General features: G+C 64.0%; 15 protein-coding genes. 6 read left to right on the forward strand and 9 right to left on the reverse strand.

Annotation, left to right across the window (positions count from 1 at the left end; all coding sequences use genetic code 11):
• On the reverse strand, positions 1–775 hold a 775-nt coding region (locus tag BRD58_RS18205), incomplete at its 3' end, for a gluconate:H+ symporter (RefSeq protein ID WP_236721575.1).
• A 385-nt stretch (positions 776–1,160) separates the two neighbouring features.
• On the opposite strand from BRD58_RS18205, the gene uxuR reads away from it, so the two are divergent.
• Positions 1,161–1,919 carry a Uxu operon transcriptional regulator gene (gene uxuR / locus BRD58_RS05575; protein ID WP_015461135.1) on the forward strand — a complete coding sequence of 253 codons (759 nt, stop codon included), beginning with the start codon at positions 1,161–1,163 and terminating at the stop codon, positions 1,917–1,919.
• Between the two features lie 9 nt (positions 1,920–1,928).
• Here the strand turns inward: uxuR and BRD58_RS05580 are convergent, their stop codons facing one another.
• Both BRD58_RS05580 and copA read right to left on the reverse strand, forming a co-directional pair.
• Complete coding sequence (locus BRD58_RS05580) at positions 1,929–2,741, reverse strand: TraB/GumN family protein (protein ID WP_012847902.1); 813 nt, start codon at positions 2,739–2,741, stop codon at positions 1,929–1,931.
• A 127-nt stretch (positions 2,742–2,868) separates the two neighbouring features.
• On the reverse strand, positions 2,869–5,610 hold the full coding sequence (gene copA / locus BRD58_RS05585) for a copper-exporting P-type ATPase CopA (RefSeq protein WP_073381929.1): 2,742 nt from the start codon (positions 5,608–5,610) through the stop codon (positions 2,869–2,871).
• A 121-nt stretch (positions 5,611–5,731) separates the two neighbouring features.
• Between copA and cueR the strand changes: the two genes are divergently transcribed.
• Complete coding sequence (gene cueR, locus BRD58_RS05590) at positions 5,732–6,145, forward strand: Cu(I)-responsive transcriptional regulator (RefSeq protein ID WP_012847904.1); 414 nt, start codon at positions 5,732–5,734, stop codon at positions 6,143–6,145.
• On the opposite strand, the gene BRD58_RS05595 is transcribed toward cueR, so the two are convergent.
• From BRD58_RS05595 to BRD58_RS05605, 3 genes are read right to left on the reverse strand one after another with little or no spacing between them, the layout of a single operon-like run.
• Entirely contained in the window at positions 6,099–6,581 is a 483-nt protein-coding gene (locus BRD58_RS05595; protein WP_012847905.1) for an NfeD family protein, read from the reverse strand. The two genes, cueR and BRD58_RS05595, sit on opposite strands and share 47 nt — an antisense overlap.
• The gene (locus tag BRD58_RS05600; RefSeq protein ID WP_012847906.1) at positions 6,578–7,495 is read right to left on the reverse strand and encodes an SPFH domain-containing protein; all 918 of its coding nucleotides are present in this window, start codon (positions 7,493–7,495) and stop codon (positions 6,578–6,580) included. The genes BRD58_RS05595 and BRD58_RS05600 overlap by 4 nt, the downstream gene beginning before the upstream one ends.
• Positions 7,496–7,547: 52 nt before the next feature.
• The gene (locus BRD58_RS05605) at positions 7,548–8,147 is read right to left on the reverse strand and encodes a HutD/Ves family protein (RefSeq protein WP_012847907.1); all 600 of its coding nucleotides are present in this window, start codon (positions 8,145–8,147) and stop codon (positions 7,548–7,550) included.
• 246 nt (positions 8,148–8,393) lie between these two features.
• Here BRD58_RS05605 and queE point away from each other — a divergent pair, with 246 nt between their 5' ends.
• Entirely contained in the window at positions 8,394–9,065 is a 672-nt protein-coding gene (queE, locus tag BRD58_RS05610; protein WP_069578339.1) for a 7-carboxy-7-deazaguanine synthase QueE, read from the forward strand.
• A gap of 39 nt (positions 9,066–9,104) precedes the next feature.
• On the opposite strand, the gene BRD58_RS18075 is transcribed toward queE, so the two are convergent.
• Positions 9,105–9,278, reverse strand: a complete 174-nt coding sequence (locus BRD58_RS18075; RefSeq protein WP_012847909.1) for a hypothetical protein — start codon at positions 9,276–9,278, stop codon at positions 9,105–9,107.
• Between the two features lie 238 nt (positions 9,279–9,516).
• Between BRD58_RS18075 and BRD58_RS05615 the strand changes: the two genes are divergently transcribed.
• Positions 9,517–10,647, forward strand: coding sequence for a 3-phenylpropionate MFS transporter (locus BRD58_RS05615; RefSeq protein WP_012847910.1), 1,131 nt, complete (start codon positions 9,517–9,519; stop codon positions 10,645–10,647).
• On the opposite strand, the gene queD is transcribed toward BRD58_RS05615, so the two are convergent.
• A complete protein-coding gene (gene queD, locus BRD58_RS05620; RefSeq protein WP_073381931.1) occupies positions 10,648–11,010 on the reverse strand; it encodes a 6-carboxytetrahydropterin synthase QueD in 363 nt (120 codons plus the stop codon).
• 183 nt (positions 11,011–11,193) lie between these two features.
• Between queD and dld the strand changes: the two genes are divergently transcribed.
• The gene (gene dld, locus BRD58_RS05625) at positions 11,194–12,918 is read left to right on the forward strand and encodes a D-lactate dehydrogenase (RefSeq protein WP_015461138.1); all 1,725 of its coding nucleotides are present in this window, start codon (positions 11,194–11,196) and stop codon (positions 12,916–12,918) included.
• Here the strand turns inward: dld and BRD58_RS05630 are convergent.
• Positions 12,915–13,250 (reverse strand): ArsR/SmtB family transcription factor, encoded by a 336-nt coding sequence (locus BRD58_RS05630; RefSeq protein WP_225857595.1) that lies wholly within the window; start codon positions 13,248–13,250, stop codon positions 12,915–12,917. The two genes, dld and BRD58_RS05630, sit on opposite strands and share 4 nt — an antisense overlap.
• Positions 13,251–13,375: 125 nt before the next feature.
• Here BRD58_RS05630 and BRD58_RS05635 point away from each other — a divergent pair, with 125 nt between their 5' ends.
• Positions 13,376–15,031: an FAD-dependent oxidoreductase gene (locus tag BRD58_RS05635; protein WP_073381934.1), complete on the forward strand. Its 1,656-nt coding sequence runs from the start codon at positions 13,376–13,378 to the stop codon at positions 15,029–15,031.
• Positions 15,032–15,164 lie beyond the last annotated feature (133 nt).

Below are 15,164 nucleotides of genomic sequence, written 5' to 3' on the forward strand. Positions count from 1 at the left end.
AGACCTCCCAGAGCGGCGTCCCTTTGACCAGCCAGACGTTGGCAATGGTCGTTGAGATCATAATGATCGCCGGGATCAGGGGCACCAGAATCGAGATGCCGAACGAAGGCAGGTTATCGCGATCGACCGGGACATCCGGCGTCAGAAACGCCGGCGTCGGGCGTTCAAGGTTACCGAGAAACCTGGGCAGGATCAGACCGGCGCAGATGACGCTCGGAATGGTGACCAGAATACCGTAGATATAGACCATGCCCATATCCGCGCCGTAGGCGTTAACCAGAGCGACCGGCCCCGGCTGCGGTGGAAACAGTGAGTGCGCCGTTGTGGCGGCGGCGACGGCTGGGATTGCCAGCTTCAGGAAGGGGATTTTGGCCTCGGCGGCGATGACGATCACCAGCGGCGCCAGCATGATGAAGGCCACCTCATAGAACATCGCCAGGCCGAAGATCAGGCCAATGATGATCACGGAGAGCTGAACATAGCGCAGCCCCAGACGCGCCAGCAGCGTATGGGCTATCTGATGCGCCGCGCCGGAGTCGACCATCAGTTTGCCGATCACGGCGCCAAACACCACGATGATAGCCAGCTCACCCAGGGTACTGCCGAAGCCGGACTTCATGGTATGCAGCAGCGCCATGAGATCCATTCCGGCGAGCATGCCGACGGAGAGCGCCGCCAGCAGCAGCGCCACCATCGAGTTGATACGAAACTTGAGGTTCAGCACCAGCATCAGTCCGATGCCGAATACGACCCAGAGTATATTGAGAATATGCATAAAATCCCTGTCATTTGGTCAACCAATTTAAATTCGGCCGACATGTTATATGTTTTTGGTTGACCAATAATGCGACGGTTATCACACCACTTTATTTATTATTTAAGTGACTAATAGCTTGCTATATCTTTTGGCGATGCCGTGAGACGGTGATTTTTTCTTTTTTATTCAATCGATTGATTTTTACGGCGGGGGTTTCATTTGACGCGAGAGCCCCGCGATCGCCGTGAGATTTTTGCGGGGCGACGATGCGCGGAGGCGGGATGCGGGTGGCTGAACCGATGTTATTTGATCCGCTTCGTTTTTCCGTGCGCCGGTGGCCACGACGTCGGCGGGCGGTGGTATAGTTCGGCGTTAAATCATTGGAGCTGGCGGGTGTTATATGATGAAAGATCACAGGGTGCAACGGCGGCCCTATCAGGAGATCGGGGCGATGATCCGCGATCTGATCGCCCAGACGCCCTATCGCCCCGGCGAGCGCCTGCCGCCGGAGCGAGATATTGCCGAGAGGCTGGGCGTCACGCGTACCGTGGTGCGCGAGGCGCTGATCATGTTAGAGATCAATGGACTGGTTGAGGTGCGGCGCGGCGCCGGGATCTTTGTGCTGGAAGCGCCGGCGCAGGCGGAGAGCGTCCTGTGTAATGACGCCGGCCCCTTTGAGCTGCTGCAGGCTCGTCAGCTGCTGGAGAGCAATATCGCCGAGTTTGCCGCGCTGCAGGCGACGCGTGAGGATATTATCAAGATGCGCCATGCGCTGCAGCTTGAGGAGCAAGAGCTGGCCTCGACCGCGCCCGATGGACCGGAGTGCGGCGACATGCAGTTTCACCTGGCCATCGCCGAAGCGACCCATAACAGCATGTTGGTGGATCTGTTCCGCCAGTCGTGGCAGTGGCGGGAGCACAATCCGATGTGGATCCAGCTGCATCGTCATCTGGCGGATACGCACTACCGTACGGCCTGGCTGGCCGACCACCGCCAGATCCTGGCCGCGCTGATCAAGAAGGATGCCCGGGCCGCCAAGCTGGCCATGTGGCAGCACCTGGAAAACGTGAAGCGGCGCCTGCTGGCCTTTTCTAACGTCGATGATATCGACTTTGACGGCTACCTGTTCGACTCTTGGCCGCTGGACAGACTGACTCCCTGAGGGGCGGGCTCAGGCCGTCAGCGCATGGGGCGCCAGCAGATCCGGCAGCCCCTGTTCGCCAAACAGGTGCAGCGCGCCCACGGCCACCACATACGATCCCGGTGGCAGGGCGTTAAGACGCTGGCACCAGGCGCGGTTGCGCTGCGCCATCAGCACGTCGGCCAGCGCCGGGCAAAAGGTCATCGGCAGCGGCGTCTGCAGAACCGCCGGGGGGGCCAGCCACCAGCCGATCAGCGTCTGCAGCAGGCGGGCATTGTTGTGCCAGTGCTCTAGGGTATCATCCAGCAGATCACGCCCCTGATCGGGGAGCCGGTACAGCATGTCCAGCTGAGTCTGGGTGCCCTCCAGCTCCACGATTGGCCGCTGCGCCTCATGGGCGCAGTTCAGCAGCTGACAGTCGATGCCGAACTCGCTGCACAGCCCCAGCTGCTGCGCCTGCTGCGCCTGCAGCAGCAGTGCGCAGCGCCACAGGGGAAAGTCATCCAGGCGCGCAACGGCCAGACCGGTTTCGCGACAGCGTTGACAGAGTGCGTCGTAGCGCGCGGCGTCCAGGCGCGCCGAGAGCGGCTGCGCCTGGGGCGGGCTGCTGATATCGCTATCGGGGCGGGTGATATCGGCCTCGACGATCAGCGCCTGCGCCCGGCGCACGCGCTGAAGCAGGGGCTCCGGCAGCGGCGACATCGCGGCATTGCCCATGTGAATGCTGGCGACCAGATGCAGGCGGACGCCGCTGCGCAGGTGTACGTCAAGGGCCGGATAGGGGTAGCGTGGCGGCGGGAGCAGCCCGAGACGGGCGGCCAGGTGCCGTAGTCGGTTGAACATGATGCCTCCGGCAGGGCGCGCCGCCGCATTCAGGCAGCCGCCATTACAGTGTGCGGTAATCTCTTCATGCTACCTGAGGACGAAAAAAAAGCACCGGTTTCCGGTGCTTTTTGTCTTCAGAGGCCGCTTAGTCCTTCGGGGTAAAACGCAGCAGGCGGTTGGCGTTGCTGACCACCGTGATGGAGGAGAGCGCCATGGCCGCGCCGGCGACCACCGGGCTGAGCAGGGTGCCGGTCAGCGGGTAGAGTACCCCGGCGGCGATCGGGATACCCAGCGAGTTATAGACAAACGCGCCCAGCAGGTTCTGCTTCATGTTGCGCAGCGTGGCCCGCGACAGCGCCACCGCATCGGCTACGCCGCTCAGGCTATGGCGCATCAGGGTGATGGCCGCCGTCTCAATGGCGATATCGCTGCCGCCGCCCATGGCGATGCCGACATCGGCCTGCGCCAGGGCCGGGGCATCGTTAATACCGTCTCCGACCATGGCGACCTTATGCCCCGCCTGCTGTAGCGATCTGATGGCCTCCGCCTTACCTTCCGGCAGCACGCCGGCGATCACCTGATCTATCCCCGCTTCCTGCGCGATCGCCTGGGCGGTGAGCGGGTTGTCTCCCGTCAGCATCACCAGCCGATAGCCCATACCGTGCAGGCGCTGCAGGGCGGCGACGCTGTCGCCGCGCAGCGGATCGCGAATCGACAGCAGCGCCGCGGCGCGACCGTCGACCGCCAGCAGCACCGGCGTGGCGCCCTGGCTGGCCTGCTGCGCCAGCAGCGCGTCCAGGGCGTGCGTATCAACCCCCTGCGCCGCCATCAGCGCCGCGTTGCCCAGCAGCAGGGTATGGCCCTCGGCTTCACCGCTGACCCCCAGCCCGCGCAGGGTGCGGAACTGAGTGACCGGCGGCAGCGCTTGCCCCTCGGCCCGGGCGCTAATGGCGCGCGCCAGCGGGTGGTTGGAGCCACTTTCCAGCGCGGCGGCCCAGCGTAGGGCCTGCGCTTCATCGATCCCCTCCTGCGTATGGACGGCGATCACCTTGGGCATCCCTTCGGTCAGGGTGCCGGTTTTATCAAAGACCAGCGTATCCAGCTCGCTGGCGTGCTGCAGCGCATCGGCGTCGCGCACCAGCACCCCCAGCTCGGCGGCGCGGCCGACCCCGGAGATGATGGACATCGGCGTCGCCAGCCCCAGCGCGCAGGGACAGGCGATGATCAGCACCGTCGTGGCGACCACCAGGGTATAGACCAGGTGCGGCTGCGGGCCGAAGAAGAACCAGATCAGCCCGCTGATGACGGCGATGGCGACCACCGTCGGCACAAAGACGGCGGAGATGCGATCCGCCAGCTGGCCGATGGCCGGCTTACTGCTTTGGGCCTGGCGGACCAGCTTAATGATGCGCGCCAGCGTGGTCTGGCTGCCGATGGCGGCGGCGCGGAACAGCACGCTGCCATCGGTGACGACGGTGCCGGCGTGCACCCGATCGCCGGCGCCCTTTTGCTGTGCGATGGGCTCGCCGGTCAGCATGGCCTCATCCAGCCAGGCCTCGCCGGAGAGGATCTCGCCGTCGACGGGCACCCGATCGCCGGTGACCAGACGCAGGGTCATTCCCAGCTGCACCTCGGCTAACGGTACGCTCTTCTCGCCCTCTTCCGTCACCAGGCGAGCGGTTGGCGGCGTTAGATCCAGCAGGCGTTCCAGGGCGCTGGAGGAGCGTTGACGCGCCCGCGCCTCCATCGCGTGTCCCAGGTTGATCAGGCCGATGATCATCGCGCTGGCCTCATAGTAGAGGTGGCGCGCCTCCGGCGGGAAAATCTGTGGCCACAGGTTGACGCTGATGGAGTACAGCCAGGCGGCGCCGGTGCCCAGCGCCACCAGCGTATCCATGGTGGCGCTGCCGTTGAGCAGGCTACGCCAGGCGTTGCGATAGAAGTGGCCGCCGGCGCCGATCATCACCGCCAGGGTGGCGATCCCGACGATAAGCCAGGGTATCTGGCTGTGCTCGGTCAAGGTCATCGAGCCGCCAAACAGCCCCCAGGCCATCAGCGGCAGACCGAGCCCCAGCGCCACGGCGGCCTGCCAGCGGAAGGCGCGCACGGCTTTCTGCGCGCTTTCATGCTGACGGGCGCGGCGCAGCGCCTCATCTTGGATTATCTCCGCGCCGTAGCCGGCGTTCTGCACGGCGCTGACCAGTGCCTGCGGATCGCCGTGGCCGCTGACCAGCGCGCTGCGTTCGGCCAGGTTGACCCGGGCATGCGCTACGCCGGGCACCGCCTGCAGGGCGTTTTGCACTTTCAGCACGCAGCTGGCGCAGCTCATGCCTTCGAGCAGCAGCTGTACACTGTCGTCATCGTCGGCGCGCGGTGCGGGGGCGACGGACGCGGTGGCTGCCGGAGTAGAGTCGAGAGCCGCTGCCTGGGTTTCCGGCATTGCAACATCAGTGCTGGGCAGCGGCTCAGATTTTGGGTGTGCGCCCTCCATGGCCTGCGCCTGGTAGCCGGCCTGCTGTACGGCGGCGATCAGCGCTGCGCTGTCAGCCTGGCCATAGATATCGGCCTGGGTGAGGGTCACCATGGCGGCGTCCACGCCGGGCACGGCCTCCAGCGCCTGGGTGACGCTGGCGATGCAGTGGCCACAGCTCAGGTCGCTGAGGCTCAGGCGGACATCGGCATTGCCGGCCGGCGCGGCCTGGTAACCCGCCTGCTCGACGCTCTGAATAATATCAGCGGCGCTGGCGCTGCCGATCACCCGGGCATAGCGCGGCGTATTGACGATGGCCTGCTCGACGTCGGGACGGGCCTCCAGCGCATTTTTTACTTTTTTAGCGCAGTTCATGCAGGAAAGCCCCTGCAGGGCGAACAGCTGGGTCTGTGACATGGTGAAACCTCTCTCGCAAATGGTTACGCCCAGGGTGCGGCGCGATAGCCTGCCGATTGGCGTCGTATTCAATTACGTTTAAGCTTAAACCTTCCCGCAAGGTTAAGGTCAAGGGGGACGGGTGAATATTAGTGAAGTGGCGAAAAAAACCGGCCTGAGCAGCAAGGCCATTCGTTTTTATGAGGAAAAAGGGCTGGTGACGCCGCCGCTGCGCGGGGATAACGGCTACCGCCACTATGCGGCGACCCAGCTGGAGGAGCTGACGCTGCTGCGTCAGGCGCGCCAGGTCGGCTTTACGCTGGAGGAGTGCCGAGAGCTGGTGGCGCTGTTCCACGACGAGCATCGCCACAGCGCCGAGGTAAAACAGCGCACCCTGCAAAAGGTGGCGGAGATCGAGGCGCACATCCGCGATCTGCAGGCGATGCGTGACCGGCTGGCGGCGCTGGCGCAGGCCTGTCCCGGCGACGACAGCGCCGATTGCCCGATCATTAACGATCTGGCCGGCTGCTGTCGCGGGGCGGGGCACAGGGGATAACCTCCAGCGTGATGCCGCTGACGGCGCGCACCTGGACGCACTGTCCGGCGGGCAGATCCTGAGTACTGGTGACGCGCCAGCTGCTGTCGCCGAGGCGCAGACGTCCATGGCCGTTGACCAGGGGCTGCTCCAGGATCGCCCGTTGGCCGATCAGCTGGCGGCCGCGCTGGTTGAGGGCGCTATCCGCGGCCTCTTCCGCGGCGCCGCGGCGCTGCCAGCGCCACCACAGCAGGGCGCTGATCACCGTCAGCAGGGCGAACAGGGTGAGCTGCGCCTCCCAGCCAAACGGCCACAGCCAGTGCAGCAGCCCGACCAGCAGGGCGGCGCAGCCGCTCCACAGGGCATAGCCCCCGGCGCCGAGCAGCTCGGCGGCCAGCAGCAGTCCCCCCAGCGTGAGCCACAGACCGTGAGGGTTCTGCAGCAGATAGGCCATCATGGCTGGCGATCCTTGCGGCTGTCTGCACGCAGCAGCTCGCTGATCCCGCCGACGGCGCTCAGCAGGCTGCTGGCCTCCAGCGGCATCATGATCACCTTGCTGTTATTCGACTCCCCGATACGCTGCAGCGCTTCGGTATACCTCTGCGCGACAAAATAGTTGATGGCCTGCATATTACCGGCGGCAATGGCCTCCGACACCATGGCGGTGGCCTGGGCTTCCGCCTGGGCGGCGCGCTCGCGCGCCTCGGCCTGCAGGAAGGCGGACTGGCGCTCCCCCTCCGCCTTGAGGATCTGCGACTGTTTCTCCCCCTCCGCACGCAGAATCGCGGCTTGACGCACCCCTTCGGCCTCCAGAATATCGGCGCGCTTGGTACGCTCGGCCTTCATCTGGGCGTTCATGGAGGCGATCAGCTCCGCCGGTGGGCGCACGTCGCGGATTTCAATACGGGTCACTTTGATCCCCCAGGGGTTGGTGGCCTCATCGACGATCTGCAGCAGGCGGCTGTTGATCAGATCGCGCTGGGAGAGCATCTCATCCAGTTCCATGGAGCCGAGCACGGTACGGATGTTGGTCATCGTCAGGTTGATGATCGCCAGATTGAGGTTGCTCACCTCATAGGCGGCGCGCGCCGGATCGATCACCTGAATGAAGCAGACGGCGTCGATGGTGACGTTGGCGTTGTCTTTGGAGATCACCTCTTGGGACGGGATATCCAGGACCTGCTCCATCATGTTGATTTTACGGCCAATGCGATCCATGAACGGGATCACCAGATTCAGCCCCGGCATCAGGGTGCGGGTGTAGCGGCCAAAGCGTTCGACGGTCCACTGATAGCCCTGAGGGACGATCTTTATCGCCGACCAGACGATCACCAGGGCGACGATCACCAGTACCGGAAAGACAGTGAGCATGGGTTTCTCCTTGAGTTGGCGGGCTGAAGGCGCGGCGCGGGGGCCGCGCGGCTTAGTCCGGGAACGCCGTCAGTTCAAACACGCCCAGTTGGCCGTGACCGCGGATATCCACGCTGTGGGTCTGCGGACAGGGCGTTTGCAGGATGGCGCTGTCATAGCGCGTCAGCTGCAGCGATGTCGCGGCACCGAGCGGCGTCAGCGACAGCTCGCCCTGGCGGCAAAACAGTAGGATCGTGCTGGCGTGGCAGCGCAGCGGGGGCATGGTGGGGCGAATATCTAGCCACTGCAGCCGCGCGCCGTAGTGGCGCGGGTCGTAAATCAGGTTGAGATCGCGCACCGGGCCATCGCTCAGATGGCCGCTGACCCGGCTATCGCCGGAGAAGCGCACGATGTCATTGCCGCGCAGCGGCGGCTGGGCTGAACCGTCAATGGTCAGCGTCAGCCCTGCCCCCTCGAGCAGCGAAAGGATCCGCTGATAGCCGCCATAGGCTGAGAAGGGGGCGTCGCGGGTGACGTCGGCCATCGAGAGCCGCCAGCGAAAGCGGGAGCCGCTGGCGTTGTCCTCCCGCATGATTTCACGCGTGGTGCCCTGACCGTTGTGCCAGGGCATGCTTTGGTAGTCGCTTAACCGGTGAATCTGCCACGGGGTCATCGCTGTCTGTCCTGTAAACGGGCCGCACGGCGGCATAATCTGTAGTCTGTGGGGCACCTTCGGCGCCCTTCCATTCCTATCTATAATGTATAGCTATTTTGTGGGTAATGGCACGCGACAGGTCAAATAGTTGTGTCCGATAGCTGCGTTTATCGCGGCCGATGAGGGGGCGACGGTTTGGCGTGCGCGGGGAAATCTGCCACAATGGCCGACCGTCCGAGGCGTCCTCAAACAAGGCAGAACACGATGCAGTATCCGATCAATGAAATATTTCAGAGTTTACAGGGCGAAGGTTTTTATACCGGCGTTCCGGCGGTTTTTATCCGTCTGCAGGGGTGCCCGGTCGGCTGCAGCTGGTGCGATAGTCAGCACACCTGGCATCAGCGCCCGGAGTGCCAAGCCGATCTGGCGCAGATCGTTGAAAAGACGGCGGAGAGCGAGGCCTGGGCCAGCGCCGATGCGGCGGCGCTGGTTGCGCTGTTACGGCAGCGTGGCTATCAGGCGCGCCACGTGGTGATCACCGGCGGCGAGCCCTGTATGCACGATCTGCTGCCGCTGACCACGGCGCTGGAGCAGGGCGGCTATCGCTGCCAGATAGAGACCAGCGGAACCCATCCGGTACGCTGCAGTGCCCAAACCTGGGTGACCGTCTCCCCCAAGGTGGGGATGCGCGGGGGAATGACGGTGCTTACCGATGCGCTGCGCCGCGCCAACGAGATAAAACATCCGGTTGCGCGGGCGCGCGATATCGAGGCGCTGGATGCGCTGCTGGCGCGTTTGGACAGTGAGCTGCCGCCGGTGGTGGCGCTACAGCCGATCTCCTGTAAGGAAGAGGCGACTCGCCTGTGTATTGAAACGTGCCTGGCGCGCAACTGGCGCCTTTCCATGCAGACCCACAAATACCTGAATATCGTCTGAGTAGCGTGCCCCGCCGAGTCACGGCGGGGCACGTTGGCACTAGCGCCGAGCCGCGGGCGCCGAGCGCCGCGGCATGTGGAGACCGACCGGCTGGGTCGGCGACGTCGGTTGGCGCTCCGGCCTGAGATCCATCTCAATCATCCATAGCTGCTCATTGATCTCCTCCTTGCGGGCATCGATCTGACGATAGTCTGAGTGAGGGCTTTGCGTCACGGTATACGCTCCTGATGGATTATTTGCCGGCGCATCATAGCGCGTCGGCGCCAGAGAGAAAGCAGGTAATGTCTGAAAACCGTATGCGTTCTCATTTCTTGTCCTTTTCTGCGTTGCCGGGCGCGGCGATAACGTCGAATAATCGTTTGCCTGGGGCACGGTGGATAGCTAAAGTAGGCGGCTATTTTCACTGTGGGCGGGAAGTCAGCGAGGTAATACGCGCTGGCAAGGAGAGGATATGCTGCCATCAGCGGGCTGGTTAGGGCTCAGTTACTTTACCTATTTTTTCTCATTCGGCGTCTTTCTTCCGTTCTGGAGCCTGTGGCTGCAGGGGCAGGGGATCTCGCCGGAGTCCATCGGCATTCTGCTGGGCGCCGGGATGGGCGCCCGCTTCGTCGGCAGCCTGTTCATCACCCCGGCGGTCAAAAGAACCTCTCAGCTGCTGGTGGCGCTGCGTCTGGTGACGCTGATCGCCCTGTTCTGCGGCGTCGCCTTTATGCTGGGCAGCGCCTGGGCCTGGCTGATGGCGGTGATGGTGGGGTTCAGCCTGTTCTATGGCCCGCTGGTGCCGTTGACCGACGCGCTGGCGGCGACCTGGCAGCGCCAGATTGGGCTGGACTACGGCAAGGTGCGCCTGTGGGGATCCCTGGCCTTTATCGTGGGGTCGGCGGCGACCGGTGAGCTGGTCAACGCCTTTGGCCATCAGGCTATTCTGTATAGCCTGCTGGGGGGACTGCTGGCGATGCTGCTGGGTATGCTGCCGCGCCCCGCGCAGCCGCCTCAGGATGGCCCCGCCCATCAGACGGCGCAGGTTACACCCTGGTCCGTGTTGCTGCGGGAGCGTTCGGTGTGGCGTTTTTTGCTGTGCTGCGCGCTGTTGCAGGGGGCCCACGCCGGCTATTACGCCTTCAGCACCCTTTTTTGGAGCCAGGCCGGTTACTCTGCGTCGCTGGTGGGATACCTGTGGTCGCTGGGGGTGGTGGCCGAGGTGATTATCTTTGCCCTGAGCAATCGTCTGTTTCGCCGCTGGACGGTGTCTGGCCTGCTGCTGCTATCCTGCCTCTGCGCGCTGCTGCGCTGGGTGATGATGGGGGCGACGACGGCGCTGCCGTGGCTGGTGGTGATACAGATCCTGCACGCCGGCACCTTCACCGTATGCCATCTGGCGGCGATGCGCTTTATCTCGGCGCGTCAGGGCGGCGATGTGATCCGCCTGCAGGCGGTCTATTCCGCGCTGGGGATGGGGGGTAGCGTCGCAGTGATGACCGTACTGGCTGGCGTGGTCTATCAGTACAGCCCCAGCGGCATGTTTTATCTGATGGCGCTGCTGGTGACGCCGGTGCTGTTCCTGCGCCCCGGCGTCCGCTGATCACTGGCCGCGATAGGTGCAGCCGGCGGTGCAGGTCTCTTTGACTCGCACTGCGCTCAGCAGCGGCAGGCACGGCTTGAGCTGATCCCAAATCCAGCGGGCCAGCACCTCACTGGTCGGGTTTTCCAGCCCGGCGATCTCATTGAGATAGTGGTGATCCAGATGATCATAGATCGGCTGGAAGCGCGCTTTCAGATCGGCAAAGTCCATTACCCAACCGGTGTAGGGGTCGACCTCACCGGTGATCTCTATGCGCACCAGAAACGAGTGGCCGTGCAAACGGCCACACTTGTGTCCCTGCGGTACGTGCGGCAAACGGTGGGCCGCTTCAAACTGAAACTCTTTAAACAGGGTGGTTGTCATGGTGACGCCTCATAACCAAAAGAAGCGCATGGTAGCGCAAAGCGGCGCGGGGGGGTAGTTTGCGCCGCAGATCGCCCCCGATTGTGTTATTTAGTCTGCATTGTTATGTTTTTTATTTGTTAACTTGAGGCGATCGACACTATGCTGGACGGCACCCTATTCCGCCGTCACAGGAGTGATGCCATGCCCTTTTCCCGCCCCGTCCCGCCGGCCGAGACGCTGCTGTCCCAGCTGCGCGCCATCGCAGGTCCCGCCCGAGTATTAAGCGATACGCGCAAAATGGCGCGTTACTGTAAAGGCTTTCGCTCCGGCCAGGGCCGCGCGCTGGCCGTGGTGTTTCCCGATACGCTGCTGGCGATGTGGCAGATCTTCAAGGCCTGCGTCGAGGCCGATCGCATTATTCTGATGCAGGCGGCCAATACCGGCCTCACCGAAGGGTCGACCCCCAGCGGCGACGACTACGATCGCGAGCTGGTGATCATCAATACCCTGCGCCTGGGTGGCGCCCAGCTGCTGGATGAGGGACGCCAGGTGGTGGCGCTGCCCGGCACCACCCTGTGGCAGCTTGAGCGGCTGCTGAAACCGCTGGGGCGGGAGCCCCATTCGGTGATCGGCTCCTCCTGTATCGGCGCCTCGGTGATCGGTGGCATCTGTAACAACTCCGGCGGCGCGCTGGTGCAGCGCGGTCCGGCCTATACCGAAATGGCGCTGTATGGACGGGTCAATGAACGGGGAGAGGCAGAGCTGGTCAACCATCTGGGCATTGCGCTGGGCGAGACACCGGAGGCCATATTGACGAATCTGGCCCAGCGGCACTACGGCGATGCGGATGTCCAGCATGATGCGCGCCGGGCCTCCGACCACCAGTATGCGCAGCGCGTCAGGGCGGTGGATGCCGCCACGCCGGCCCGCTTTAACGCCGATGAGCGGCGTCTGTTTGAAGCCTCCGGCTGTGCCGGAAAGCTGGCGGTGTTCGCCGTACGTCTGGACACCTTTCCCGCCGAGCCGCGCCAGCAGGTGTTTTATATCGGCACCGATCGGCCCCAGGTGCTGACCGAGCTGCGGCGGCATATATTGGGCCACTTTACCCACCTGCCGGTGGCCGCGGAGTATATGCATCGCGATACGTTTGATATCGCCGAGCGCTACGGCAAAGATACCTTTTTGATGATCGAAAAGCTGGGGACGGATCGGATGCCGTTCTTCTTCAACCTGAAGGGGCGGATCGACGCATGGGCGGAGCGTGTGCCGCTGCTGCCGTCCCACCCGGTCGATCGCGCGATGCAGGCGCTGAGCCGTCTGTGGCCGGGGCATCTGCCGCCGCGCATCAAGCAGTACCGCGATCGCTATTCCCACCACCTGCTGCTGAAGATGGCCGGCGACGGGATTGAGGAGGCGCAGCGGTGGCTGAGCGACTATTTCTCCCAGGCCGACGGCGACTTTTTTACCTGCACGCCGGAGGAGGGGAGCAAGGCGTTTTTACACCGCTTCGCCGCCGCCGGGGCGGCGATACGCTATCAGGCGGTGCATGACCAGCAGGTCGAAGACATTCTGGCGCTGGATATCGCGCTGCGGCGCAACGACGCGCAGTGGTTTGAACAGCTGCCGCCGGAGCTGACGCAGGATCTGTCGCACTGTCTGTACTATGGCCACTTTATGTGTCACGTATTCCATCAGGACTATATCGTGCGCAAGGGGGCCGATGCGGCGGCGATTAAGGCGAAGATGCTGGCGCTGCTGGATGCGCGCGGCGCGGAGTACCCGGCGGAGCACAACGTGGGCCATCTCTACCGCGCCAAGCCGCAGCTGGAGGCCTTTTATCGCCATCAGGATCCCACCAATACCCTTAATCCCGGCATCGGTAAGACCAGCAAGTGCCGCGACTGGGGCTGCGACGGCGGGCACTAGGCCGGCGTTTCATCCGCCGGTTCCGCCGGCGGGCAGTACAGGCGGTGCAGGGTTTCCAGCAGGGCCAGCGTGCGCGGATCGTCAATGCGATAGACGATCTGTTTGCCTTCGCGTCGGGTGGTGACCAGCGCCAGGCGGCGCAGCACCCCAAGCTGCTGGGAGAGGGTCGGCTGCCCGATCCCCGTCGCCGCCTCCAGCTCACCGACGGCCGCCTCGCCCTGACTGAGGCGGCACAGCAGCAGCAGGCGATCCGGATTGGCCAGCGCGCGCAGGATCCGCGATGTGTCCGCCGCCGCCCGCTGCATCTGCCGGTGCATTTGAGATGTCGTCATCGTGCGCCTCCTCACTAACGCTTTCTTATTTTATATTATATATTATTATATAATGTTGAGGGGAAGCTGGCAACGCCGAGCCGGGTCGCTGCCGGTCTGATAATCGGATTCGATGAGGTGAGCAGATGAAAATCGTAATTGTCGGCGGGGTTGCCGGTGGCGCCTCCGCCGCGGTCAGGGCCAGGAGGCTGTCTGAGACGGCGCAGATCATCGTGCTGGATCGCGGGGAGTACGCGTCGTTCGCCAACTGTGGCCTGCCCTATCATATCGGCGGGGAAATCCCGCAGCGCGATAGCCTGCTGTTGAAGACGCCGCAGGATTTTCGCCAGCGTTTCAACGTTGAGGTGCGGGTGCGCCACGACGTACTGTCTATTGATCCCCAGGGGAAAACCGTGGAGGTGCGCGATAGCGCCAGCGGGAAAACCTACCGTGAATCCTACGATCGCCTGCTGCTGAGCTGCGGCGCCGCGCCGCTGGTGCCGCCGCTGCCGGGGATAGCGAGCCCGGGGGTATTTACCCTGCGCAGCATCAACGATATGGATGCCATTCTGGCGTACCTTGCGGCGCGGTCGCCGCAGCATGCCACCGTGGTCGGCGGGGGCTTTATTGGTCTGGAGGTGGCCGAGGCGCTGCGTCAGCGCGGGCTGGCGGTAACCCTGCTGGAGATGGGGCCGCAGGTGATGATGCCGGTCGATGGCGAGATGGCGGTGCCGCTGCACCAGACGCTGCGCCGCCATGGGGTGGATCTGCGCCTGCGGACGGCGCTGCAGGCGATCGCCGCCGACGGGGAGGGCATGGTCCTGACCTTGAGCGACGGCAGCGTGCTGCAGAGCGGGCTGGTGATCATGGCTATCGGGGTGAGGCCGGAAAGTCGCCTGGCGCAGGACGCCGGCCTGGCGCTGGGCGCCAGCGGAGGTATTCGGGTGGACAGCGGGATGCGCACCTCCGCGGCGGATATCTATGCAGTAGGCGACGCCGTTGAGGCGCCGCCCTTTGACGACGCCATGCCGCCGCTGGTTCCGCTGGCCGGACCGGCCAACCGCCAGGGGCGGATTGCGGCCGATACTATGCTGGGGCGTGACCGTCGCTACCGCGGTAGCCAGGCGGCGGCGGTGTGTAAGGTTTTTGATATGACCGTCGCCAGCGTCGGGCTGAGTGAGAAGCTGCTGCAGCGCCAGCAGAGGGGCTATGAGAAGGTGTATGTGCATGGGCCTAACCACGCCGGCTACTATCCCCACGCGACGCCCATCAGCCTGAAGCTGCTTTTCGATCCGGCCGACGGCGCCATTCTGGGGGCGCAGGCGATAGGCCAAGAGGGGGTCGACAAGCGGATTGATGTGATCTCCGTCGCCCAGCGCGCCGGGCTGAAGGTGGAGGATCTGGAGCACCTGGAGCTGTGCTATGCGCCGCCCTATAACAGCGCCCGAGATCTGGTCAATCAGGCGGGGATGCTGGCGGCCAACGTACGCTGCGGCGATACCGCGATTTGCCATGTTGCCGACGTACTGCAGCGCGATCCGGCGCGCCAGTGTCTGCTGGATATCCGCACGCCGCAGGAGCTGAAGGCGCATGGGACCTATCCGCAGGCGCTGCACATCCCGCTGGATGAGCTGCGTGAACGTCTGAATGAGCTACCGCGGGATAAGGAGATCCTGATCGGCTGCCAGTCGGGCCTACGTGGCCACGTGGCCTATCGCATGCTGGTTCAGCACGGCTTGCGCGCGCGTAATCTGAGCGGGGGCTATATCACCTTTGCACGGACGTTGGCGGCGCAGGCATAGCGCGGCGCATCGGGATGGTCCGTCCGGTGGACCATCCCGACTTCGCATCCGCGCAGGGCGAAGTAAAAAGAGTATTTTTCTAATTAATGTATTTACTCTCAAAAATAAACCCTGCGCGTTCAGGTTAAGTTTT

It is taken from the genome of Edwardsiella piscicida (genome assembly GCF_001896205.1).
Lineage (GTDB): Bacteria > Pseudomonadota > Gammaproteobacteria > Enterobacterales > Enterobacteriaceae > Edwardsiella > Edwardsiella piscicida.